The sequence below is a fragment of the Amycolatopsis oliviviridis genome (genome assembly GCF_014654365.1).
Taxonomy (GTDB): domain Bacteria; phylum Actinomycetota; class Actinomycetes; order Mycobacteriales; family Pseudonocardiaceae; genus Amycolatopsis; species Amycolatopsis oliviviridis.
On the sequence record NZ_BNAY01000008.1, the window covers coordinates 29941 to 51304 of the forward strand.

A 21364-nucleotide genomic window follows, 5' to 3' on the forward strand; every position below is an offset into this window, starting at 1 on the left:
CACCTTGACCGGTGGTCCCCCGCCCGGCGCGGCCGCACTCGAGTCGCGGGAGATCGGCGCCTGGTTCGGTGACCGGCTGGTCCTCGAAGGCGTGTCGTTGCGGATGCCCGCCAAGGAGGTGACCGCGCTGATCGGTCCTTCGGGCTGCGGCAAGTCGACGTTCCTGCGCATCCTCAACCGGATGCACGAACTCGTGCCGTCGGCGTCCCTGACCGGCGAAGTCCTGCTGGACGGCCAGGACATCTACGCCGACGGAACCCGGCCCCAGCAGGTCCGGCTGCGCATCGGCATGGTGTTCCAGAAGCCGAACCCGTTCCCGGCGATGTCCATCCGGGACAACGTGCTCGCCGGGCTCAAGCTCGCCGGCGTCAAATGCGACGACAAGAACGCGCTGGTGGAACAGAGTCTCGAACGCGCCGGGTTGTGGCGCGAGGTCCGGGACAGGCTGAACTCCCCCGGCGGCGCCCTGTCCGGCGGACAGCAGCAGCGGCTCTGCATCGCCCGTTCTCTCGCGGTACAGCCGAACGTGCTCCTGATGGACGAACCGTGCTCCGCGCTCGACCCGACGTCCACCCGGCGGATCGAGCAGACTATCGCCGAGATCGGGCACGAGGTGACGGTCGTGATCGTCACGCACAACATGCAGCAGGCACAACGGGTTTCGGATCATTGCGCGTTCTTCCTCGCGGCCGAGAACGAACCCGGCCGGGTGATCGAACACGGTCCGACGGACACGATCTTCAACGCACCTTCGGACGAACGCACCTTCGACTACGTGAACGGGCGATTCGGATGAGGCGGAAAGAAGCCTTGCGCCGGCTGGGCTCCTTGGGCGGCGCCTCGGCGCTGCTGGTGTCGCTCTCGGTGGCGGGCGCACCCGCGGCGGCGGCGCTGAGCAGGGTCACCGGCTCCGGGTCCAGCTATGTCGGCGTCGCGATGACCGACTGGCAGAACGGCGCGACGTCGCGGGGAATCCCGGTCAACTATTCGGCCACCAACTCACCGGCCGGGGTCAACCAGTACGGCGACCGGACGGTCGACTTCGGCGGGACCGAAGCCGAGGTCTCCTCGCTCCTCGCGGCGGGCGGGGGCGGGGTGAGCGCGCAGACCCGCGGTTATCAGTACGTGCCGGACGTCGCGGGCGCGGTCGCCGTCATGTACAACGTGACCGACCAGGCCGGGAAGCGGGTCGACTACCTGCACCTCACGCGCGAGGTGATCGGCCGGATCTTCAGCCGGGACATCACCCGCTGGAGCGATCCGGCGATCACCGCGACCAACGGCGGGAAATCGTTGCCGGACCAGCCGATCACACTGGTCGGGCGGACCGGCCAGTCCGGGACGACGGCGCTGTTCTACGACTTCATCGCGTACGCGGCGCCCGACGCCTACCAACGCTTCGTCTCCCGCAACGTCGGCAACGGGATGGGCAACCTGCCCTCCGGGGTGCGCCCGATCCAGCTGCCCGAACGAGGACCGGACGCCGATTGGTACCGGCTGCTCGCGGACTCGGATCAGATCGCGCAGGCCATCGGCAAAGCGACCATCCCGTTCTCCATCGCCTACGACGAATTCGCCTACGCGCAGCGCCACAATGTGCCGTCGGCTTGGGTGCAGAACGGCGCGGGTCAATACACCCAGCCTTACGCGGAGAACATCGCGTCCGCGCTGAAGTTCGCGGAACTCCGCCCGGACCTCAGCCAGAAACTCGACAAGGTCTACTCGAACGCCGACCCGAAGACGTACCCGATTTCGGCGTATTCCTACATCATGATGCCCTGCACGACCGGCCGGGACACCTGCCGTGGCGGCTACGGCGACCAGGGCAAGACCGACACGATGACCGCGTTCCTCGAACACGTCGCGTGCGACGGCCAGATCAACATGGCCCGGATCGGCTATTCGCCGCTGCCGCCGAACCTGTCGCAGGAGATCATGAACTCCAACTCGCGGCTCACCGGGCAGCCGCCGAAACAGCTGAACGCGGGCAACTGCGGCAACCCGACCTTCCGCGGCAGCCTCGGCGCGGGTGCCACCAGCCCGGCCGACCCGCTGGTGACCGGCGGGATCATCAACCCGGACGGGAAACCCAAGGCCGGTCCGGGCGCCGCGGGTCCCAGCGCTTCCGCCGGGCCCAGCACGGGTCCGGCCGGCGGCGACAAGACCGCGACCGCGACGGCGGGCCCCGACGACGAGTCCGCGGGCGGCGGCTCGAAGAACTGGCGCGAGGCCTCACCGGCGGCGTACGACGAAGGCGGGTTCGGTGGCTTCGGTGGCTGGGCGGCGCTGGTGCTCTTCGTGGCGATCGTGGCGCCCTTGGCGATACGCGGGTTCATCCGGAAACTGCGAGGCTCTTGAGGGCGGGTCGTCGGGCAGAATGTTCGGATGCCGGCCCTCGATCCGGTTCGCCTTGCCCGGTGGTGCGTGGAGCATTTGGGCAGCCCTCCGGCGGAGGAGATCTTCAGATCAGGGCAACTGTCCGCGGTCATCGGGCTGCGGCTGGCCGACGGCCGTGAGGTCGTGGTCAAGGTGCGTCCGGACTCGCCGCGGACGGCGGCCTGCGTCGATGTCCAGCGGCGCGTGTTCCAGGCCGGTTATCCGTGCCCTCGGGCGCTCACCGGCGCCGAGCCTTTCGGCGAGGACATCGCGACCGCGGAGGCCTACGTCCCCGGCGGCGCCCCACTCCCGGGCGACGACCACGCGGCCCGGGCCTTCGCTGAAGCGTTCGCGCGGCTGATCAGGCTCGCTCCAGCACCGGCTGAGGTGTCCACGCTCGACCCGGCGCCGTCGTGGGCGGCCGGCGTCTGGACCCGGGCCTACGACGCCAAGTATCAGTACACCGTCGGACGGCCCATCACCTCGCTGTCCGAAAGTGAGGCTCGCGAGCGCCTCCGTCGCAGCGGGACCGGATCGCTGGGTCCATGACCCGGCCCGAGCCCACTGCCGAGCGGGCCCCTCGCGGTCGGCTTCAAAGTAGAGCCCTGCGGCGCGGCCTGACACTGGTCGCGGGAGAGCTGGATGCGCCCTCGACTATCCACAAGGGACAAAACCTTTAGTCAGAGTGCCCGGCTTGGGCGCTTTGACTGACTTTTCGACGGGTCGTGAGTGGTAAAGGGGGGTTCTATTTAGGGGTAAGGCAGAGGTGGCGTGTTCGTGGGCGGGTCAGTGGCTCTGCGCGATGCCGGACCTGGGGCACCCACTGTGTGGATTTTGGTGCGTTGGATGCGCGGAAATCCACACAGTCCCGCGTGACCGGACCGGTCGCGTCAACCGGACATCCTTGCCTTTCCCCCAATAAACCCTCTCTACCAGTCACGACCCCTCGACAGGGGCGGCGCTGGGCCGGTTCCGGCGGTCGGGGTCAGTGGGCATGCCGAAGGGCCCGTCGCCGGGTTGGCTGGCGGGCTCCTCGGGTCATGCGGGGTTTCAGGCGTGGTGGAGGGTGTTGCGCCGGGATCTTCGGAGCGGGTCCAGATACTGGGGCGGGATGAACTCCGGCAAGCCATCGGCCGCCATCCGGACTTCCCAGTCGCCGTGGTGGATCAGCCGGTGATGGAAGCTACAGAGCAACACCAGGTTCCGAAGATCGGTCGGGCCGCCGTCTGCCCAATGCTCAATATGGTGAGCGTGACAATTCTTCGGCCTCCGATGACACCCCGGAAACGCACAGCCCCGGTCACGGATGTTCAGCGCCCGTCGCTGGCCAGGAGTGACAAACCGGCGTAGCCGCCCCACATCCAACGGCTCGCCCGCGGCGTTCAGCACCACGGGCAGCATCAGGCAATCGCAAGCGACCATCCGCGCCTCGCGCGCGGTCATCGTCCCGACGAAGTCCAGGCACGCCTTCCCGATCCCGGACTTCAACTCATCCAGCCCGATAGTGACGTGAACCAACGTCCGGTAACCGCTCGTTCCGGGCTGGTCCGGGCACGCGATCGCGAGGTCGATGAGCTCGGCCCAGGCATCGCCCAGCCGTTCGCACTTCATCCGCAGGTCAGCTTGGCCGAATTCGTCCACCGGGCGCGGCTTCGCGTAGGCCTCCAGCGCCGCGGCGGTCCGGGCACCGGTCTCGTCGTCAAGGAGCCCGTTCAGCTTCCAGAACCCGTCCTTACGGCGCTCCAGCGTGACTTCCCGACGCGGCTGCTTCGGCTCAGGCTCCTTCGGCTCGGTCCCGTCCGGGTCCAGCCAGCCGAGAATCTTCGCCTCCGCGTCCACCAACTCCCGAGGACCAGCATTCCGGGCGAGGTCGCCGAGGATCTTCTCCGCACTCTCCCGATCCTCCGCAGAGGTGTCGGCAGGGATCCTCGCCAAGATCTCCAAGATCTGCTGGATCCGCTCGCCCCCGACCAACCCTTCCGCCGCCACAGCAGCGGTGACGGGTGCGAGCGCCGGAACTTCCGCGCCGTCCAGGGCCCGGGTCGGGTTCAACGCGATCGCCCGATTCACGATCGGACTCGCCTCACCCCGCGACAACCCCGCCACATCAGCGAACCACGCCGCCGTCGACCCATACCCGAACAAGTCCTTGACGCCCCGAGACTCGACCTCCGCCAAGTACCGCCCCAAACCGGCGGACGCTACCCGCATCACCTGCAGGAACTGCTGCACACCATGCGCAAGCTCCAGCTTGCCGGCACGCCACAACTCCTGCGGCAACTCGGGAAGAACAGTCTCGGACACCCCTCCAGAATAGCCGAACAAATCGAACAAGTGTTCGTAATTTCAAGCAACAATGGAACCCGCGCATTCACCCCTGAAGAGTGATAGCGACTCAACGGCGGCGTAACACCGCGTACAGATCGAACGAGTTCTTCCCGCAAGAGTCACGACCTAGCGGGAGAGCGTCATGTACATCCCACCCGAACCGTCCGCGTACCCGGCAAAGCCCAAACGCTGGCCGTGGATTCTCGGCGCCGTTATCGCCATAGCCGCGCTTTCGACCACCTTGGTCCTCGTCCTGCTCGGCAACGAGCGTGACGGACGCACCGACTCCGCGGACGCGAAGACGTCGACGGCATCACCTTGCAAGAGCCAGGATCTGAGGCCGCCCTGCCAAGGCGTCAACGGCTGGGTTCTGGCGGACGGCTCCTACGAAAGCACCACGCGCACGCCCACGCCCACCTATACGGCGCCGGTGACCAGTCGGCCGCCGCTCACTCCCGCCGATTTCACACTCGATTTGAAGACCTACTCCAAACAGTGCTTCGGATCCGCCGGCTGCAATGTCGTCGTCGAACCGGCCTTGACTTACAAGGGCACAGCGGACGACATGCTGGGCCATGGGACGTGCTCGATGACCTACGAAATCACCGGCGACGAATCAGGAACGATCACCGACACACTCACTTTCATCGGAACCAGCGTGACAATGCACCGTTCCGTTCTCTCGACGCCGTCCTCGAAAACCAAGGTGACCGTCAAGATCGTCAGCGTTTCCTGCCCCTGACCGAAGCAGGAAACGCCGCCCGCCCTCACGGGAAGGTCAGCACGACCTTCCCCCGCCCGTGCCCGGTCTCGATCTCCCGGTGCGCCGCCGCGGCCTCGCCGAACGGGTACGTCCGCCGCACCAGGAATCGCAGCTCTCCCTTGGCGTACAACGACGCCAGCATCCCCAGCCGCTCGGCCGACCGGGTGCCGGTGACCACTCGCGCCCCCTTCTCGGCTGCCCGCGCGTGGTCGACCATGGTGAGTACGCGGTCCGGATCCCCGACCAGTTCGAGCGAGAGGTCGAAGGCGACCCCGCCCGCGCCGTCCAGCGCGGCGTCGATACCAGCAGGCGCGAGGGCACGCACCCGGTCGGCGAGGCCGTCGCCGTAGACCACCGGCTCGGCGCCGAGGGAACGGACGTAGTCCTGGTTCGCCTCACTCGCCGTCCCGATCACCCGCGCCCCGCGCAGCGCGGCGAGCTGGACGGCGGCCGTGCCCACCGCGCCCGCCGCCCCGTGGATCAGCAGCGTCTCACCACGGGCGACGCGCAGCGCGTCCAGCGCCAGGTACGCCGCCTGTGTCCCGGCAGTGAAGCCGCCCGCGACCTCCCAGGGCATCTCCGCCGGCTTCGGCGTGACGTTCTCCGCGGGCACCACGACGTACTCGGCGTAGGCCTGCACGGCGGTGAAACCGAGCACCTCGGCCCCCGCGACGAGGCCGGTAACCCCGGAACCGACCTCGTCGACGACCCCGGCGAACTCGTTCCCCGGGACACGCGGCCAACGCAGCTCGAGCCCCGGGGGTTCCCAGCCCGCCCGCACGGCCGCGTCGTACGGCTGCACCCCCGCGGCCTTCACCCGCACCCGGACCTCCCCCGCCCCGGCGTGCGGCTCCTCCAGTTCCAGCACCCGGAGCACTTCCGGACCACCGGCTTCCGTGAACGCGGCCGCTTTCATCTCGTTCCTCCAGTTCGTTCCCCAGCTGTCGGAACCCAGCCTGGTATCTCCAGTTAACTGGAGGTCAAGAAGTGTCAGTGTGACGTTCTAAGCTGCCGACGTGACGAGCTACCGCATCTCCAGGGCAAGCGCTTCCGACGCCGACAGAGTGACAGCGCTGGTGCAAGCATCGGCCGCCTATCAAGGGGAGTACGCGTCGATTCTCGAGGACTACCGGGTCACCGAGGACTACCTCGCCACCCATCCCGCGTTCGTCGCGCACGCGCAGCGGGACGTGGTCGGCTTCTACAGCCTGATCGAGTACCCGGCCGAGCTGGATCTGCTGTTCGTCGCCGACGCGGCACAGGGCACGGGCATCGGCGCGTGGCTGGTCGAGCACATGCTCGGACAGGCCGCGGACCTCGGGATGACCGAGATCCGCGTCGTGTCCCACCCGCCCGCCGCCGGGTTCTACGAACGGATGGGCGCACGCCGGGTCGGCGCCGTGCCGCCCAGCCCGCCGAAGATCACTTGGGAACGCCCGGAGCTGGTCTTCGACGTCAAGCACCCACCGCGCGACTGAACCGGCCGATCAGTTTGCGCAGATGCCCGGCGAACTCCGGCGAGTCGACGACGTCGAAGTCGGCATCGAGCAAGCCGAGGTAGAGCGCCAGGTACTCCAGCGTGTCCGCACCGGCTTTGAGCAGGCAGGTCCGCTCGTCGACGGCCTCGACGACGACGGCGGGCGGGACCTTCGCCGCGGCTTCGGCGGCCGGGGCGTGCAGCCGGATCGTCGCGTGATGCCGCCACAACGCCGCGCCCACCCCACGCTGCAGGTAGGCGACGACACCGCCTTCGGGTGGTTCGCGCTGCTCGAAACGTCGCCCGTGGGGCGTCCGCGGCCGCACCCGATCCGCGCGGAAGGTGCGCCAATCCTGCTTGTCGACGTCCCAGCCGACGAGGTACCACCGGCGGCTCATATGCACGACACGATGCGGCTCGACCTGTCGCCGCGTCTCGGATCCGTTGTGCCCCACGTAATCGAACCGCAGGGTTTCGCGATCGCGGCAGGCGCCGGCGATCACGGAAAGCACCTCGGAGTCGACGGTGGGGCCGCCGCCCTGCACGGCGAGCGTCGCGGAATTCAGCGCCTCGACGCGGTGCCGCAGCCGTGACGGCAGCACTTGCTCCAGTTTCGCCAGCGCGCGCACCGAGGTCTCCTCGATCCCCGCGATCGTGCCGCCCGCGGCCGTCCGCAGGCCCATCGCCACCGCGACGGCTTCCTCGTCGTCGAGCAGCAGCGGCGGCATGGCCGCGCCGGCACCCAGGGTGTACCCGCCTGAAACGCCAGGGGTGGCGTCGACCGGGTAGCCCAGTCCGCGAAGCCGCTCGACGTCGTTCCGAATCGTCCTGGTCGTGACGTCGAGCCGGTCCGCCAGTTCCGGCCCCGTCCAGGTGCGCCTGGCCTGCAATAACGACAGGAGTCGCAGCAGTCTCGCCGAAGTTTCCGCCATGGACCCCACCTTGTCCGCAATCGCGGAACGAACCTTTCCGCAATGGCTTCTACCTTAGCTCCCATGAACGAAATCGAGCGCTTCCGCATCGCCGTCGACCAGGCCGAACTCGACGACCTCAAGGACCGGTTGAACCGGACCCGCTGGCCGCGCGAGGTCACCGGCGACTGGAGCCGCGGCGCCCCGGTCGCGTACCTCAAGGGACTGGCGGAGTACTGGGCCGACGGCTTCGACTGGCGCGCCCAGGAAGCGGAACTGAACAAGTTCCCGCAGTTCACCACCGAGATCGACGGCCAGACCATCCACTTCCTGCACGTCCGCTCCGCCAAGCCGGACGCGCTGCCGCTGATCCTCACGCACGGCTGGCCGAGCTCGCCGTTCGAGTTCCGGCAGGTCATCGACGAGCTCGCCGTCGACTTCCACCTGGTCGTCCCGTCCCTGCCCGGTTACGGCTTTTCGACACCGGTGCGAGGGCCTGGCTGGGGCAACCTGTTCCGCGTCGCCCAGGCGTGGACCACGCTGATGGACCGCCTCGGTTACGAGCGTTTCGGCGTCCACGGCACGGACGCCGGCGCCGGGGTCGCGGGCATCCTGTCGATGATCGCCGCGCACCGGGTCGCCGGCGTGCACCTCACCGGCACCAGCGCGGGCATGCCGTTCGGCCCGGGCGTCGATCTGGACGGGCTCTCCGGGAAAGACCGTGAGCGCGGCGAGCGCTTCAACCGGTTCCAGTCCGACGGCCTCGGCTACCTGCACCTTCAGGCGACCCGGCCGCAGACGCTGGCCTATTCGCTGAACGACTCCCCGACCGGCCAGCTCGCGTGGATGGTGGAGAAGTTCGCCGAATGGACCGACCCGGCCAAGGAAACGCCGGATCAGGCCGTCGATCTCGATCACCTGCTGACCGCTGTCAGCCTGTTCTGGTTCACCGGTGCGGGCGCGTCCTCGGCGCATGCCACGTACGAGGGCATGGAGGCGTACCGGCAGCTGTCGCAGGGCGGCTGGGACGGCGAAGCGCCCGCCGGGCCGCGACGCGGCATCGCGGTCTTCGCCGGGGACACCACGATCCGGAGCCTTCAGGACGGCCCGGTGGAACACTGGTCCGAATACGACACCGGTGGCCATTTCCCGGCGATGGAGGTCCCCGGACTGCTCGTCGAAGACCTTCGCTCCTTCTTTCTCGGGAATCGCTGATGACGACCGAAATCCTGAGCCCGCGAGCGCTCAACCGCGCGACCCTGGCCCGGCAGCTCCTGCTTGAGCGTGCCGATCTGCCCGCCGTCACCGCGATCGAGCGGCTGGCAGGCCTTCAGGCGCAGGCACCGGACTCGTCCTACGTCGGTTTGTGGTCGCGGTTGCGGGACTTCCAGGTGGACGAGCTGGCGAAACCGCTGACCGCTCGCGAGGTCGTCCGGTCGACGTTGATGCGGGGCACGGTGCATCTGGTGACGGCCGGGGACGCGCTCGCCCTGTGGCCGGCCGTGAAACCGGTGGTCGAACGCGGTTTCCTCGGCCATTACTCGCGGGAGGTCGCCGGTCTCGATCTCGCCGCGATCGCCGAGGCGGGGCGGACCCTGCTGACCGGAGGACACCGCACTCGTGCCGAGATCCGGACCGCGCTCGCGGACCGTTGGCCCGACGCCGACCCGACCACCCTCGCCTACGCGGTCAACAGCCTGCTGCCCCTCGCGCACGTGACTCCCCGAGGGCTGTGGGGCCGGTCGGGACCGGTGGCGTTCTCCCTGCTCGACGACTGGATCGGCGCACCGATCACAGACGGCATGCCGCTCGACGACCTGGTGCTGCGCTACCTCGCGGCGTTCGGCCCGGCGACCGTCCGCGACGCCCAGGTCTGGTCGGGACTCACCAAGCTCAAGGAGGTCTTCGAACGGCTCCGGCCGCGGCTGCGCGTCTTCACCGACATCGAGGGGAAGGAGCTGTTCGACCTCCCCGACGCGCCACGGCCCGACCCGGAAACCCCCGCACCGCCCCGGTTCCTGCCCGAGTACGACAATGTCCTGCTTTCGCACGCCGATCGCGTGCGCGTGATCCCGGACGGTCGTCGCGTGCCCTTGCCACCCGGGCCAGGGGGCCGGAAGGGCACTCTTCTCGTCGACGGTGAATTCCTGGCCATTTGGGCGATCAAAGGGGCGACGCTGACGATCGAGTCCCGGAAACCCTTGCCGGATCAGGATTCGATCACCGACGAGGGCCTTCGGCTCCTGGAATTCGTAATGCCGGGTGAAGCCCACGAGGTCCGTTTCGGCATCGGCGGATAACAGTCCGGCCTTTTGCCGTAACGAAGGGCGCCGTTCGGGCGAAGCACGCCGCAAGAGCCTGAAGGGAGAGCGGGCCATGAGCAAGAACTATGGATTCCTGACGGTGCTGGCCGGGCTGAGCGCGCTCGCGGTCATCGCGGTGGCGGCGGTCTGGCGGTACCCGAACACCTCGGACGTCACGGCGGTGATCACCGCGGCGGGAACGGTGATCGGCACCGTGGTGGGCGCCTTCTTCGGCGTGAACGCTGCCTCGGCGGGACGGGTGAAAGCCGAGGAAAGCCGGGATCAGGCGACGGCGGCGCTGGTGAAAGTGGCCACCAAGGCGGACGAGGACAGCGACGTCGCCAAAGCGGCGATGGAAGGCGTACGCTGACAGTCCTCTGTGGACACTGTGAGCGCTCAGCCGAGCGCGTCGAGCAGGCCGAGGTCGGGCGGGACGAGCGTGGTGGAGAGCACCAGCTCGCGCAACAGGTTGTCGTTCAACGCGTTTCCGACCGGCTCGCCGACCTCCTCGCGCCGCAGGCCGTAGACGCCGCCGGCGGACAACCGCGTCCGGACGTCAATGACGACGTGCTCGACGCGGCGGCTGGTCCATGTCTCGCTCGGGCGGAGTTCCGCGAGCACTTCGGCCGTCTGCTGGCGGGACAGCGGCTGCGGGTTGAGGTCGTGCAGCAGGTAGCGCTGCCCGAAGACGACCAGGACCAGGCGTTCCTCCGCGCTGAGGCGCCAGCGGCGGGGCGGCACGGTGACGTCATCGTGCCGGGTGGCGGGCTGCCCTCCCTCTGGACCGGCGACGTACAACTCGAGCAGGTGCTCCCTCCTGCCCGAACCGCGGACGAACAACGGCGTGTAACCATCCGACAGGGGGATCGGCTCCTCGCCCCGGGACAGCCAGCGGGAGTCCGGCATCCGGATGGGCAACTGGCCGGTGTTGCTGACCCACCACTGCCCGCCGGTGAAGTTCAGCAGCCCGTGCCTGCGGCTGACCTGCAGATCGTTCTCGCCCACACAGACGTCGACCTGCGGCCGATTGCGCCCGAAGGAGATCTCGCTGTCCTCGCCGGGGTCGACGGACACGCCGCCCGCGAGCGTGAGGGCGAACACCGCGCCGGGGGCCGACCGGGGCACGCCGAGCGCCAAGCTCTGGTGCGTCGTCGTGAGCCGCTTCATCGTGCCTCCTCCTGTCCCCGGCAGTATGCGGCACGCTCTCGGGGAGGGGTCCCCTGTCGCGTTCGTCCGTATCTTGGAGTACATGATTGACTTCTCCAAGGACACCGTCTTCAAGCTCACGCCCTGCAAGCCGAAGGACATCGCGCCCACGGTGCAGCCGATCATCATCCCGGGCGAGGAGATCATCTCGTCGTTCAAAGCGGTGCGCGACTTCGTGGTGTTCACGAACAAGCGGCTGATCGCGGTGAACGTCCAGGGCATGACCGGCAAGAAGAAGGACTTCACTTCGCTGCCCTACAACCGGATCCAGGCCTTCTCGATCGAGACCGCGGGCACCTTCGACCTGGACGCCGAGCTGGATCTCTGGTTCAGCGGGCTGGGGAACGTACGACTGGAGTTCCGGGGTTCGGACATCCGGGCGATCGGCCAGCTGATCGCCACGCACACGCTCTAGTTCCCCTCCCGCAATTAGTCGACTACTTGCGCGGCGAGCGGGCCGCGGGTGGCGCGCTGTGGGTGGGCGCTGGGTCGAGATGGTCGTGAGTGTTTCGGGTCGTTCTAACGACACTTACCACTCACGACCCACCTGCCCTCACGTTCTTGCGTCGCTCTGGCTCCCCGCGTTGTGAAAGCCACTTTCACAACGTTGAAGGTTGCGAAAGTGGCTTTCACAACACGCCCTCTGGCTCGCTCACGCGGGCCGACCACTTACATGTTGATCATGTGGCCGGCGAGGCCGTGCACGGCTTCCTTGACGGCTTCCCCCAGGGTCGGGTGAGCGTGCACGTTCCGCGAGATCTCGTGCACCGTCAGGTCCCACTGCTGCGCCAGGGTCAGTTCCGGCAGCAGTTCGGTCACCTCGGGGCCGATGAGGTGCGCGCCCAGCAGCTCCCCGTGTTCCCCATCGCTCAGGATCTTCACGAAACCGACGGCCTCGCCGAGGCCGTGCGCCTTTCCGTTGGCGGTGAAGGGGAACTTCGCCACCTGGACGTCGAAGCCCTTTTCGCGGGCCTGTTCTTCGGTCCAGCCGAAGCTGGCGATCTGCGGCTGGCAGTAGGTGGCGCGCGGGATCATGACGAAGTCGAGTTCCATGGTCTCGGCGCCCGCGATGGTCTCGGCGGCGACGACGCCCATGGACTCCGACGCGTGCGCGAGCATCAGTTTCGCGGTGACGTCGCCGATGGCGAAGATGTGCGGGACGTTGGTGCGGCCGCGCGAGTCGATGGCGATGGCGCCGCGGTCGGTGAGTTCCACGCCGGTCTTGTCCAGGCCGTAGCCTTCCACCCGCGGCTGGAAACCGATGGCCTGCAACACCTTGTCCGCTTCCAGGACCCGGGACTCGCCGTTCTTCGACACCGTGACCAGCACGCGGTCACCGGTGTCGTCGATCGTCTCGACCTTGGTCGAGGTCAGCACCTCGATGCCGAGCTTCCGGTAGCGGCGCGCGAGTTCGGCGGAGACCTCGGCGTCTTCGAGCGGGACCATCCGGTCGAGGTATTCGACGATGGTCACCTTCACGCCGTAGTTGTGCAGCACGTAGGCGAATTCGACGCCGATCGCGCCCGCGCCGGCGATGACGATGCTCTCCGGCAGTGCGTTTTCCATGATCTGCTGTTCGTAGGTGACCACGCGGTCGCTGCGCGTGGTGCCCGGCAGCAGGCGCGCGGTCGCGCCGGTGGCGATCACGCAGTTGTCGAAGGTGATCCGCTCACCGTTGACCTCGATGGTGTTGGCGTCGAGGAACGTGCCGTGCCCGTCGTACTCGGTGATCTTGTTCTTCTTCATCAGGAAGTGCACGCCCTTGACGCGACCGTCCGCGACCTTGCGGCTGCGGTCGAAGGCGGCCTGGTAGTCGAAGGTGACCTTTCCCTCGACCTGGATCCCGAAGGATTTGGCCTCTTTGGTCACGATGTGCGCGAGTTCGGCGTTGCGCAGCAGGGCCTTCGACGGGATGCAGCCGACGTTGAGGCACACCCCGCCCCAGTATTTCTCCTCCACGACCGCCGCGCTCAGCCCCAGTTGCGACGCCCGGATCGCCGCCACGTAACCGCCGACCCCGGCCCCCAGGACAACGACGTCATAGTGTGCACTCATACGTCGAAACCTACCCCTCACCGGGGCCGTCCGAAGGGTGAGACTGCCTACTCGGGGCGGGAGCCGCGGATCTCGATCAGCAGGTCCGTCACCGCGGCCATGATCCGCGCGGTCGCCTCCTCCAGCACCTCGCGCGACGGCGTGGACGTCACGAGGTCCGAAAGGTCCACCGGCGGACCCGCGACCAGGTTCACCGTCTTGCGGGGGAAGGCGCGCGGCAGCACGGCGTCCGACGGCAGCAGGTGGTGCGTGCCCCAGTTCGCCAGCGGGATCACCGGGACACCGGTCTCCAGCGCGATCCGCGCGATCCCGGTCTTGCCACGCATGGGCCACCCGTCCGGGTGATCGCTGAAGGTCGCTTCCGGGAAGATGACGACGCATTCACCCTCACGGACGGCGCTGACGGCGTCGCGATACGCGTCCGACGCGGTGGCCGCCCCTCGGTACACCGGGATGTGCCCGCCCGAGCGCATCACCGAGCCGACGACCGGCGCGTCCCAGAGACTCGCCTTCGCCAGGTACCGCGGCACGCGGCCGTGCGCGAGGCAGTACGCCGTCACCGTCGTCGGATCGGCGAAGGAGAGATGGTTCGACGCGACCAGGAACCCGCCCGTCGACGGCAGGTGCTCGCCGCCGCGCACCCGGAACCGGGTGAACAGCACCAGGAAGGGCCACACGACGTTGATCGCGAGGCTGAACCAGGCGCCCCGGCCGGCGCGGGCGAAGCGCCGGCCGAAGGCGATCATCTGGCGGAACGTCAGCAAGTCACCCGAGACGGGGCTCAGTGCGGTCCAGCGTTCACGGGGTCTCAGCACCATGGACGTAATTCGTAGCCGAACACGCTCCGGTTCGGCTGGATCCCCGCGCGAACGCGGCGCGGATCACACGCGTTCGAGGACAACCACGGGGATCTCGCGGTCGGTCTTCTTCGCGTACTCGTTGTAGTCCGGCCAGACAGCGGCGAGCTTCTCCCACAGCTTCGCGCGGTCCTCGCCCTCCAGCGTCCGGGCCCGCGCGGTGAACTTGTCCGCCTTGACCTGCGCCTTGACCTCGGGGTTCGCCTGCAGGTTCTTGTACCAGCCCGGGTCCTCCGGCGCCCCGCCCTTCGAGGCCACGATCACCGGGTTGTTCTCGTCGTCGAACTGGTAGATCAGCGCGAACTTGCGGTCCTCGCCGGTCTTGCGGCCCTTGGTGGTGAGGACGAGGCAGGGCGCGCCCTTCTCCCAGTCGTGGCCCACCTCGCCGTCGGTCTCTTCGTAGCGACGGACGTGCTCGTCACCGAAAAGCATGTCTGCGTTCCTCTCCTCGTGCTCGGGTGTCGTGGCGCCCCGCCAGTGTGACGCGAACCGGTCGGTCGCGCTGATCAACTCGTGCAGGATGCCCGGCTCGTCGAACGCGTGACCGGCGTCGCCGACCATCACCAGTTCCGCGGTCGGCAGCACCTGGCCGAGCTCCCACGCGGTGATGGCCGGGGTGACCACGTCGTAGCGTCCCTGGACCAGAACGCACGGGATGTCCCGAAGCTTCCCGGCGTCCCGGAGCAGCTGATCCTCGGCCAGCCAGCCGCCGTACCGGAAGTAGTGGTTCTCGATCCTCGCGATCGCGAGGGCGAATTCGGGATCGCTGAACGCGTCGATCACTTCGTCCCGCGGGCGCAGTTTGACCGTCTCCCCCTCCCAGCGGCTCCACGCGATCGCGGCGGGTCCGTGCACGGCGGGATCCGGATGACTCAGCAGTTCGTGGTACACCTCGATGAGGTTTTCCTGGCGGCGCGAAAACGGCACCGGGGCCAGGAAACGCGACCACGCCTCGGGGAAGAGGAACGCCGCTCCCCCGCCGTAGAGCCATTGCAGTTCCTTGGCCCGCAAAGTGGCCACCCCGCGCAGCACGAGTTCCGTGACGTGCCCGGGATGTGTTTCCGCGTAGGTCAGTCCGAGCACACTCCCCCACGAGCCGCCGAAGACCATCCAGTGTTCGATGTCCAGATGCTCGCGCAACCGCTCGATGTCGGCGACGAGGTGCCACGTCGTGTTGACCGAGAGATCCGCCTCCGGTGTGGCACAGTTCGGCGTGCTGCGCCCGCAGCCGCGCTGGTCGAAGAGGACGATCCGGTACCGCTCCGGATCGAACAGTCTCCGATGTCTCGGGCTCGAACCACCTCCGGGGCCACCGTGCAGGAAAATCACTGGTTTGCCCTCGGGATCGCCGCATTCCTCCCAATAGATCTCGTTGCCGTCACCGACAGGCAACATCCCTTGGACGTAAGGTTCGATTTCCGGGTAAAGGCCGAGCATGTCCGCCACTATGCCCCAAACGCCAGCTTGGAGGTTCGATGAAGGCCCGCCCCCACGTGACGCTGGAAGATGTGGCGCGCACCGCGGACGTGTCGCTCGCGACCGCGTCCCGCGTACTCAACGGCACCGCCACCGTCCGGGGAGATCTCCGCGAACGAGTGATCGCCGCGGCGGCCGACCTCTCCTATACCCCCAATGCTCACGCTCAGGCATTGGCCGGTGGCTCACAGCCCACGGTAGGGGTGATCTGCCATGACGTCGGTGACCCGTATTTCGCCGCGATCGCCGGCGGGGTCATGCGCGTGGCGAGCGCGAACGACCTCCTGGTGATGCTCGCGAGCACTTTCCGCGATCCGGCCAAGGAGGTCGCGTACGTTTCGACGCTGCGCGCCCAGCGCGCGTCGGCCATTCTGCTGATCGGCTCCGCGTTCGAAGACAAAGCGTGGGAAAAGGCGATGGCCGCCGAACTCGAGCCGTACCGGCGCGGCGGCGGGCATGTCGCGGCGGTCAGCAGGCATCGCGGGCTCAAAGTGGACACCGTCCAGCCCGACAACCGGGGCGGCGGCGCCGAACTGGCGAAGGCGTTGCTGGACCTGGGACACCGGAAGTTCGCCGTACTCGCCGGGCCGAAGAGCCTCACCACCGTCGTCGACCGTCTCGACGGCTTCGCCGCGGAACTGCTGGAGCACGGCGTCGAACTGGCCGAAGACGCCGTCGTCGAGGCCGCGTTCACCCGTGACGGCGGCTACGAGGCGATGGAGAAGGTTCTCGCCGGGCCGCGGAAGCACTGGCCGACGTGCGTGTTCGCGGTGACCGATGTGATGGCCATCGGCGCGATGGCCGCGCTGCGTGACGCGGGTGTCTCCGTACCCGGCGAGATGTCGATCGCCGGTTTTGACGACATCCCTGTAGTGCGCGATCTCACGCCGGCGCTGAGCACGGTCGCGCTGCCGCTGGAGAAGCTGGGCGAACGGGCCATGGACCTGGCACTCAAGGCCTCTCCAGGAACCCGGCCGCGTGTGGTGCGCATGTCCGGCGAAGTGGTCCTGCGCTCCAGCACCGCTTCCCCCGCCCGCTGAAACCCTTGTGCGGCGCCCGCGGCGTGACTTAACGTGGTCTGAGAAAGCGCTTTCTCACACCCCGCGCCACGGAGACCCGATGACCTTGATCGCCCTGCCCACCGCCGATGGCGGACTGGTGGAGTGGACGCCACAGGGGGCGGAAACGCCCGCGAAACCGGCGTCGCCGCCGACCTCCCGTATCGCCTACGCGGCCGCGCACGTGGTCGCCGACCCGTTCGCCGCCGCCGACCCCGAAGAAGGCGCGGTCCTGGACTGGGACACGACGCTCGCCTTCCGCGAACACCTGTGGTCCTGCGGTCTCGGCGTGGCCGAGGCGATGGACACCGCGCAGCGCGGGATGGGCCTGGACTGGGGCACCACCCAGGACCTCATCCGGCGCACCGGCGCGCTCGCCGCCGGACGGCCGTGGGTGGCCGGTGTCGGCACCGACCAGCTCCCCGCCGGTGGCGCGACTCCTGAGTCCATTGTGGACGCCTGGCGCGAGCAGCTGGACCTGGTCGGCGAGGCCGGGGCGATCCCGGTCGTGATGGCCAGCCGCGCGCTGGCCGCGTCGGCGTCCGGCCCCGCGGATTACCATGCCGCGTACGGGAAACTGCTCTCCGGCGCGGACCGTCCGGTCCTGCTGCACTGGCTGGGCGAGCAGTTCGACCCGGCGCTGGCGGGATACTGGGGCCACGGCGACGTCCGGGCGGCCGCCGGGGAACTGGGCAGGCTCTGCGCCGAGCACGCCGGCGCGATCGCGGGCGTCAAGGTCTCGGTGCTCGACGCGTCGATCGAGACCGCGTTCCGCCGCGCGCTGCCCGAAGGCGTCGCGTGCTACACCGGCGACGACTTCAACTACCCGGAACTGATCGCCGGGGACGATCAGGGCCACAGCGAAGCACTTCTGGGCATCTTCGACGCCGTCGCGCAGGTCGCGGGCGCCGCGCTCGCCCGGCTCGACGAAGGCGACAAGGCGGGCTTCCACGGCCTGCTGGACCCGACGGTGGCCCTGAGCAGGGCGATCTTCCGCGCCCCCACCAGGAACTACAAGACCGGCGTCGTGTTCCTCGCCTATCTCAACGGGCACCAGAACCATTTCCGGATGGTCGCGGGCCGCGAATCGGCCCGGTCCATCACGCATCTGGCCGAACTTCTCAGGCTGGCGGACGCCGCCGGTGCGCTCGCCGATCCGGACCTCGCCGTCGCGCGGATGCGGCCGCTGCTGGCCGCGGCGGGGGTGGCGTGATGGACCGGTTGAGCCTCAACCAGATCACCACCAAGGCGTGGTCGCTGCCGGAGGCCGTGGCGGGCTGTGCCGAGGCGGGCGTCCGCTGGATCGGCCTGTGGCGGGACAAGGTCGCCGAGACCGGCGTCGCGGAGACGGCCCGGCTGCTCAAGGAGTACGACGTCGGCGTGTCGTCGTTGTGCCGTGGCGGTTTCTTCACCGGGATCACCCCGGAAGGGTCCCCTGTGGACGGTGTCGCGCAGACCAGGGAGGCGATCGACGAAGCGGCCGCGCTGGGCGCGGACGTCCTCGTCCTGGTCGTCGGCGGGGTGAACGGCGATCTCGCGTCGTCGCGCCAGCGGGTCGCCGACGCGGTCGGCGAGCTCGCCCCGTACGCCGGTGAGCGCGGTGTGCGGCTCGGCCTGGAGCCCCTGCATCCCATGCAGTGCGCCGAACGGTCGGTGCTGTCCACAGTGGATCAAGCGCTGGCCGTCGCGCTGGAGCATCCGGCCGAACAGGTCGGCGTGATCGTCGACGAGTTCCACGTGTGGTGGGACCCGCGGATCGAGGAGTCGATCGCCGCGGCGGCCGGGCGGATCGCCGGATTCCATGTGTGCGACCAGAAGGTGCCGCTGACCGACACGCTGCTGGGCCGGGCGCTGCCCGGTGACGGCCCGATCGACCACCGGCGGCTGAAGGCGTGCGTCGAGGCCGCCGGGTACACCGGGCCGATCGAGGTCGAGGTGTTCGACGCCGACCTCTGGCGCCGTCCGGGCGGCGAAGTCCTCGCGGAGACCATCGCCGCGTACCGGGATCACGTCGCCTGAGACCTGACGAAAGTAAGGGGCACTCGCTGCCCTGGGTGGGCTGTCCGGGAGGCCGTGGTTTCCTAGCGTTCGCGGTATGAAACCACGGCTCCTCTGGTGGCTGGGCACAGCGCTGCTCGTGCTCGCCGTCCACAGCGACTGGAACGTCCCTCTCGCCGCGTGGGTGTTCCCGATCTTCCTGCTCCGCTACGCCCGGCAGGTCCCCGTCCGGCGCGCGATCCGGATGGTGGGCCTGTCCCTGCTGATCGGGCAGGTGTTCTGGCTAGGGGTCACCGGCCTGCTGTTCGTGCTCTCCGGTCTGCTCGCCTTCCTCCTGCTCGCGGTGCTGCAGACGACGGCGTTCCTGGCCGACCGCCTGTACGCCGATCGCGCGGTACCGTTGCGGACACTGGTGTTCCCGGTGACGCTCGTCGCGGGCGAGTACCTCTTCACCGTGATCACCGGCTTCGGCGACTTCGGCGCGCTCGGCAGCACCCAGTCCGGGAACCTGCCGCTGCTCCAGACGGCGTCGGTGACCGGCGTGTACGGCCTCACCTTCGTCCTCGCGTGGTTCGCCTCGGTGGTGAACACCGGGTGGGCGGAAGGGTGGCCGCGGGTCAGGCGCACGGCGCTCGTCCACGCCTGCGTGCTCGGCCTGGTGTTCATCGCCGGTGGCGCGCGGTTGCTGTTCGACGCCCCCACGACGAACACCGTCCGGGTCGCGGGGATCAGTCCTTCGGCCGACGCCGACAAGGCGAGTTCCGGCGCGCTGGAGCGGATCGGGGTGAAGTACTGGCGTGCCCAGGAAGTCGGCGCGGCCGACCCCGTCGCGGTCGGCGCGGCATTCGCGCCGGTCACCGAAGATCTCGTGACCAGGACCCGGCAGCAGGCGTCCGCGGGGGCGAAGATCGTTGTCTGGCCCGAAACGCATGCCCGCGTGCTGGAACGCGACCAGGACGCGCTGCTGAAGCGGGTCGGCGCCGAAGCGAGGCAAGCGGGGATCCACGTGGGGCTCGCCTACGCGCTGTACACCAAGCAGGCCCCCTATATCCGCAACCTGGCCGTGCTCGTCACGCCGACCGGCGAAGTGGCGTGGACCTACGACAAAACGCATCCGACGCCGATGGAACCGATGACTCCCGGTCCCGGCATCGTCCCCACCGCGGATTCGGCATACGGACGGCTCGCGACGGTCATCTGCTACGACGCGGATTTCCCGGGCCTGATGCGCCAGGCCGCGGACAAGGAGACCGCGCTGATGCTCGTCCCCGCCAACGACTGGCCGGGATTCGGCTCGCTGCACGCGGAAAAGGCCACGTTCCGCGCGGTGGAAAACGGTTACTCGCTCTTCCGGCACTCCACCCACGGAAATTCCACAGCCGTGGACAGTCAGGGCCGGGTACTCGGGCACGCCGACTACTTCCGCACCGATCAGCAGACGCTCGTCGCGGATCTTCCGGTACAGCCGAGAACACAGACCGTGTACAGCCGTGTCGGCGACGTGTTCGCCTGGCTGTGTCTCGCCGTCGCCGCACTCTGTCCTTTGTGGACATACCGACGCGGGCGCACAGGGAAACGTTAGCGCCCTGTTACGCAATGGGTGGTGTTCGTAACGTCTTAGCCGAAAAGAACAGTGTTCAACGGTTAAGCTCCCCCGCATGCCGAAACTGCTGGTGGTGGAGGACGACGACGCGATCGGCGGCGTCCTCGAATCGACCCTCCGTCTGCACGGCTACGAGGTTTCCTGGCAGCGTGACGGCCGCACCGCGCTCGCGGCGGCGGAGGCCGACGACATCGACTTCGTCCTGCTCGATCTCGGCCTGCCGGATCTGGACGGGGTCGAGGTCTGCCGCCGGCTGCGCGCGGCGCTCCCCGGCGCGGTCCTGGTCATCCTGACCGCCCGGCAGGAGGAGATGGACGTAGTCGTCGGCCTGGAGGCCGGGGCCGACGACTACCTCACCAAACCCATCCGGCTCGGCGAACTCCTCGCCAGGGTGCGGGCGCATCTGCGGCGCGGAACAGCGCCGCCGGAGAGCAGGCCCGCGATCGCCGTCGGGCATCTGCGGGTGGACACCGCCGGACGGCGGGTCAGCGTCGGCGGGCGGGAGATCTCTTTGCGAGCCAAGGAGTTCGACCTGCTCGCCCGGCTGGCCGAGCAGCCGGGCGTCGCGGTCAGCCGGGACACGCTGATGTCCGAGGTGTGGGACGCGCACTGGTACGGCTCCACCAAGACCCTGGACGTCCACATCGCGGCGCTGCGGCGGAAGCTGACCGAGTCGGCGCCCACCCCCGAGCAGGCGCCGAGGATCTCGACGCTGCGCGGCCACGGCTATCGCTTGGAACAGCCCTTCGAGGGCTAGTTCAGGGCACGTCCAGGCAGGCGGCACCGGAGCGCACTGGGCCGGGGTGGTCGTTGTGAAGGCCACTTTCGCAACCTTCAACGTTGCGAAGGTGGCTTTCACAACGCCGCCGACCCACCAGACCACCCCGATCCGCGCCCGCGGCGCCCACAAACCACCAACCGCGACGCGAAGGGCGCTTTCCCCGCATGGGACG

The 21364-nt window shown here is 68.6% G+C and carries 21 protein-coding genes and 1 pseudogene; 14 read left to right on the plus strand and 8 right to left on the minus strand.

Annotated elements, in window-relative coordinates:
• The first annotated feature begins 4 nt into the window (after positions 1-4).
• Genes IE302_RS30215 through IE302_RS30225 form a run of 3 tightly spaced genes read left to right on the plus strand, consistent with a single transcriptional unit; the run spans position 5 to position 2925 of the window.
• The gene (locus tag IE302_RS30215; RefSeq protein WP_229908065.1) at positions 5-796 is read left to right on the plus strand and encodes a phosphate ABC transporter ATP-binding protein; all 792 of its coding nucleotides are present in this window, start codon (positions 5-7) and stop codon (positions 794-796) included.
• Positions 793-2358, plus strand: coding sequence for a substrate-binding domain-containing protein (locus IE302_RS30220; protein WP_191257844.1), 1566 nt, complete (start codon positions 793-795; stop codon positions 2356-2358). The genes IE302_RS30215 and IE302_RS30220 overlap by 4 nt, the downstream gene beginning before the upstream one ends.
• 27 nt (positions 2359-2385) lie before the next feature.
• Complete coding sequence (locus IE302_RS30225; protein ID WP_229908023.1) at positions 2386-2925, plus strand: hypothetical protein; 540 nt, start codon at positions 2386-2388, stop codon at positions 2923-2925.
• Between the two features lie 501 nt (positions 2926-3426).
• On the opposite strand, the gene IE302_RS30230 is transcribed toward IE302_RS30225, so the two are convergent.
• The gene (locus tag IE302_RS30230; protein ID WP_229908024.1) at positions 3427-4680 is read right to left on the minus strand and encodes an HNH endonuclease signature motif containing protein; all 1254 of its coding nucleotides are present in this window, start codon (positions 4678-4680) and stop codon (positions 3427-3429) included.
• A 166-nt stretch (positions 4681-4846) separates the two neighbouring features.
• Here IE302_RS30230 and IE302_RS30235 point away from each other — a divergent pair, with 166 nt between their 5' ends.
• A complete protein-coding gene (locus IE302_RS30235) occupies positions 4847-5446 on the plus strand; it encodes a hypothetical protein (protein WP_191257846.1) in 600 nt (199 codons plus the stop codon).
• Between the two features lie 25 nt (positions 5447-5471).
• On the opposite strand, the gene IE302_RS30240 is transcribed toward IE302_RS30235, so the two are convergent.
• Positions 5472-6383: an NADP-dependent oxidoreductase gene (locus IE302_RS30240; protein ID WP_191257847.1), complete on the minus strand. Its 912-nt coding sequence runs from the start codon at positions 6381-6383 to the stop codon at positions 5472-5474.
• A 100-nt stretch (positions 6384-6483) separates the two neighbouring features.
• On the opposite strand from IE302_RS30240, the gene IE302_RS30245 reads away from it, so the two are divergent.
• On the plus strand, positions 6484-6945 hold the full coding sequence (locus IE302_RS30245) for a GNAT family N-acetyltransferase (protein WP_191257848.1): 462 nt from the start codon (positions 6484-6486) through the stop codon (positions 6943-6945).
• Here IE302_RS30245 and IE302_RS30250 read toward each other — a convergent pair.
• Entirely contained in the window at positions 6923-7876 is a 954-nt protein-coding gene (locus tag IE302_RS30250) for a helix-turn-helix transcriptional regulator (protein WP_191257849.1), read from the minus strand. The two genes, IE302_RS30245 and IE302_RS30250, sit on opposite strands and share 23 nt — an antisense overlap.
• 63 nt (positions 7877-7939) lie before the next feature.
• Here IE302_RS30250 and IE302_RS30255 point away from each other — a divergent pair, with 63 nt between their 5' ends.
• The 3 genes from IE302_RS30255 to IE302_RS30265 all read left to right on the plus strand — a co-directional run bounded on the left by IE302_RS30255 (position 7940) and on the right by IE302_RS30265 (position 10528).
• Positions 7940-9070: an epoxide hydrolase family protein gene (locus IE302_RS30255; protein WP_191257850.1), complete on the plus strand. Its 1131-nt coding sequence runs from the start codon at positions 7940-7942 to the stop codon at positions 9068-9070.
• Positions 9070-10155 carry a winged helix DNA-binding domain-containing protein gene (locus IE302_RS30260; RefSeq protein WP_191257851.1) on the plus strand — a complete coding sequence of 362 codons (1086 nt, stop codon included), beginning with the start codon at positions 9070-9072 and terminating at the stop codon, positions 10153-10155. Before IE302_RS30255 ends, IE302_RS30260 begins: the two co-directional genes overlap by 1 nt.
• Positions 10156-10231: 76 nt before the next feature.
• Entirely contained in the window at positions 10232-10528 is a 297-nt protein-coding gene (locus tag IE302_RS30265; protein ID WP_191257852.1) for a hypothetical protein, read from the plus strand.
• Positions 10529-10554: 26 nt separating this feature from the next.
• On the opposite strand, the gene IE302_RS30270 is transcribed toward IE302_RS30265, so the two are convergent.
• Positions 10555-11325, minus strand: coding sequence for an FHA domain-containing protein (locus tag IE302_RS30270; protein ID WP_191257853.1), 771 nt, complete (start codon positions 11323-11325; stop codon positions 10555-10557).
• Positions 11326-11407: 82 nt separating this feature from the next.
• Here IE302_RS30270 and IE302_RS30275 point away from each other — a divergent pair, with 82 nt between their 5' ends.
• Positions 11408-11779, plus strand: coding sequence for a PH domain-containing protein (locus IE302_RS30275; protein WP_026467493.1), 372 nt, complete (start codon positions 11408-11410; stop codon positions 11777-11779).
• 254 nt (positions 11780-12033) lie between these two features.
• On the opposite strand, the gene lpdA is transcribed toward IE302_RS30275, so the two are convergent.
• The 4 genes and pseudogenes from lpdA to pip form a co-directional block, all read right to left on the minus strand.
• Entirely contained in the window at positions 12034-13419 is a 1386-nt protein-coding gene (gene lpdA / locus IE302_RS30280; protein WP_191257854.1) for a dihydrolipoyl dehydrogenase, read from the minus strand.
• Between the two features lie 47 nt (positions 13420-13466).
• Positions 13467-14237, minus strand: a complete 771-nt coding sequence (locus IE302_RS30285; RefSeq protein ID WP_191257855.1) for a lysophospholipid acyltransferase family protein — start codon at positions 14235-14237, stop codon at positions 13467-13469.
• Positions 14238-14300: 63 nt separating this feature from the next.
• Positions 14301-14708 carry a nitroreductase family deazaflavin-dependent oxidoreductase gene (locus IE302_RS43330; protein WP_444541947.1) on the minus strand — a complete coding sequence of 136 codons (408 nt, stop codon included), beginning with the start codon at positions 14706-14708 and terminating at the stop codon, positions 14301-14303.
• A gap of 66 nt (positions 14709-14774) precedes the next feature.
• A pseudogene (gene pip / locus IE302_RS30290) lies at positions 14775-15713 on the minus strand (prolyl aminopeptidase); the annotation flags it as partial.
• Between the two features lie 38 nt (positions 15714-15751).
• Between pip and IE302_RS30295 the strand changes: the two are divergent.
• The 5 genes from IE302_RS30295 (at position 15752) to IE302_RS30315 (ending at position 21168) form a co-directional block, all read left to right on the plus strand.
• The gene (locus IE302_RS30295; protein WP_191257857.1) at positions 15752-16792 is read left to right on the plus strand and encodes a LacI family DNA-binding transcriptional regulator; all 1041 of its coding nucleotides are present in this window, start codon (positions 15752-15754) and stop codon (positions 16790-16792) included.
• A 79-nt stretch (positions 16793-16871) separates the two neighbouring features.
• Positions 16872-18023: a dihydrodipicolinate synthase family protein gene (locus IE302_RS30300; protein WP_191257858.1), complete on the plus strand. Its 1152-nt coding sequence runs from the start codon at positions 16872-16874 to the stop codon at positions 18021-18023.
• Positions 18023-18829, plus strand: coding sequence for a sugar phosphate isomerase/epimerase family protein (locus IE302_RS30305; RefSeq protein ID WP_191257859.1), 807 nt, complete (start codon positions 18023-18025; stop codon positions 18827-18829). The genes IE302_RS30300 and IE302_RS30305 overlap by 1 nt, the downstream gene beginning before the upstream one ends.
• A 76-nt stretch (positions 18830-18905) precedes the next feature.
• Positions 18906-20390 carry an apolipoprotein N-acyltransferase gene (locus IE302_RS30310; RefSeq protein ID WP_191257860.1) on the plus strand — a complete coding sequence of 495 codons (1485 nt, stop codon included), beginning with the start codon at positions 18906-18908 and terminating at the stop codon, positions 20388-20390.
• 76 nt (positions 20391-20466) lie between these two features.
• Positions 20467-21168 carry a response regulator transcription factor gene (locus tag IE302_RS30315; RefSeq protein ID WP_020634416.1) on the plus strand — a complete coding sequence of 234 codons (702 nt, stop codon included), beginning with the start codon at positions 20467-20469 and terminating at the stop codon, positions 21166-21168.
• The last annotated feature ends 196 nt before the right edge of the window (positions 21169-21364 follow it).

What these genes read in the sequence shown, in the direction of transcription:
- IE302_RS30220 (WP_191257844.1), top strand. Translation starts at nt 793, where the DNA reads ATGAGGCGGAAAGAAGCCTTGCGCCGGCTGGGCTCCTTGGGCGGCGCC.
- IE302_RS30225 (WP_229908023.1), top strand. Translation starts at nt 2,386, where the DNA reads ATGCCGGCCCTCGATCCGGTTCGCCTTGCCCGGTGGTGCGTGGAGCAT.
- IE302_RS30235 (WP_191257846.1), top strand. Translation starts at nt 4,847, where the DNA reads ATGTACATCCCACCCGAACCGTCCGCGTACCCGGCAAAGCCCAAACGC.
- IE302_RS30240 (WP_191257847.1), bottom strand. Translation starts at nt 6,383, where the DNA reads ATGAAAGCGGCCGCGTTCACGGAAGCCGGTGGTCCGGAAGTGCTCCGG.
- IE302_RS30250 (WP_191257849.1), bottom strand. Translation starts at nt 7,876, where the DNA reads ATGGCGGAAACTTCGGCGAGACTGCTGCGACTCCTGTCGTTATTGCAG.
- IE302_RS30255 (WP_191257850.1), top strand. Translation starts at nt 7,940, where the DNA reads ATGAACGAAATCGAGCGCTTCCGCATCGCCGTCGACCAGGCCGAACTC.
- IE302_RS30260 (WP_191257851.1), top strand. Translation starts at nt 9,070, where the DNA reads ATGACGACCGAAATCCTGAGCCCGCGAGCGCTCAACCGCGCGACCCTG.
- IE302_RS30265 (WP_191257852.1), top strand. Translation starts at nt 10,232, where the DNA reads ATGAGCAAGAACTATGGATTCCTGACGGTGCTGGCCGGGCTGAGCGCG.
- IE302_RS30270 (WP_191257853.1), bottom strand. Translation starts at nt 11,325, where the DNA reads ATGAAGCGGCTCACGACGACGCACCAGAGCTTGGCGCTCGGCGTGCCC.
- IE302_RS30275 (WP_026467493.1), top strand. Translation starts at nt 11,408, where the DNA reads ATGATTGACTTCTCCAAGGACACCGTCTTCAAGCTCACGCCCTGCAAG.
- lpdA (WP_191257854.1), bottom strand. Translation starts at nt 13,419, where the DNA reads ATGAGTGCACACTATGACGTCGTTGTCCTGGGGGCCGGGGTCGGCGGT.
- IE302_RS30285 (WP_191257855.1), bottom strand. Translation starts at nt 14,237, where the DNA reads ATGGTGCTGAGACCCCGTGAACGCTGGACCGCACTGAGCCCCGTCTCG.
- IE302_RS43330 (WP_444541947.1), bottom strand. Translation starts at nt 14,708, where the DNA reads ATGCTTTTCGGTGACGAGCACGTCCGTCGCTACGAAGAGACCGACGGC.
- IE302_RS30295 (WP_191257857.1), top strand. Translation starts at nt 15,752, where the DNA reads ATGAAGGCCCGCCCCCACGTGACGCTGGAAGATGTGGCGCGCACCGCG.
- IE302_RS30300 (WP_191257858.1), top strand. Translation starts at nt 16,872, where the DNA reads ATGACCTTGATCGCCCTGCCCACCGCCGATGGCGGACTGGTGGAGTGG.
- IE302_RS30305 (WP_191257859.1), top strand. Translation starts at nt 18,023, where the DNA reads ATGGACCGGTTGAGCCTCAACCAGATCACCACCAAGGCGTGGTCGCTG.
- IE302_RS30310 (WP_191257860.1), top strand. Translation starts at nt 18,906, where the DNA reads ATGAAACCACGGCTCCTCTGGTGGCTGGGCACAGCGCTGCTCGTGCTC.
- IE302_RS30315 (WP_020634416.1), top strand. Translation starts at nt 20,467, where the DNA reads ATGCCGAAACTGCTGGTGGTGGAGGACGACGACGCGATCGGCGGCGTC.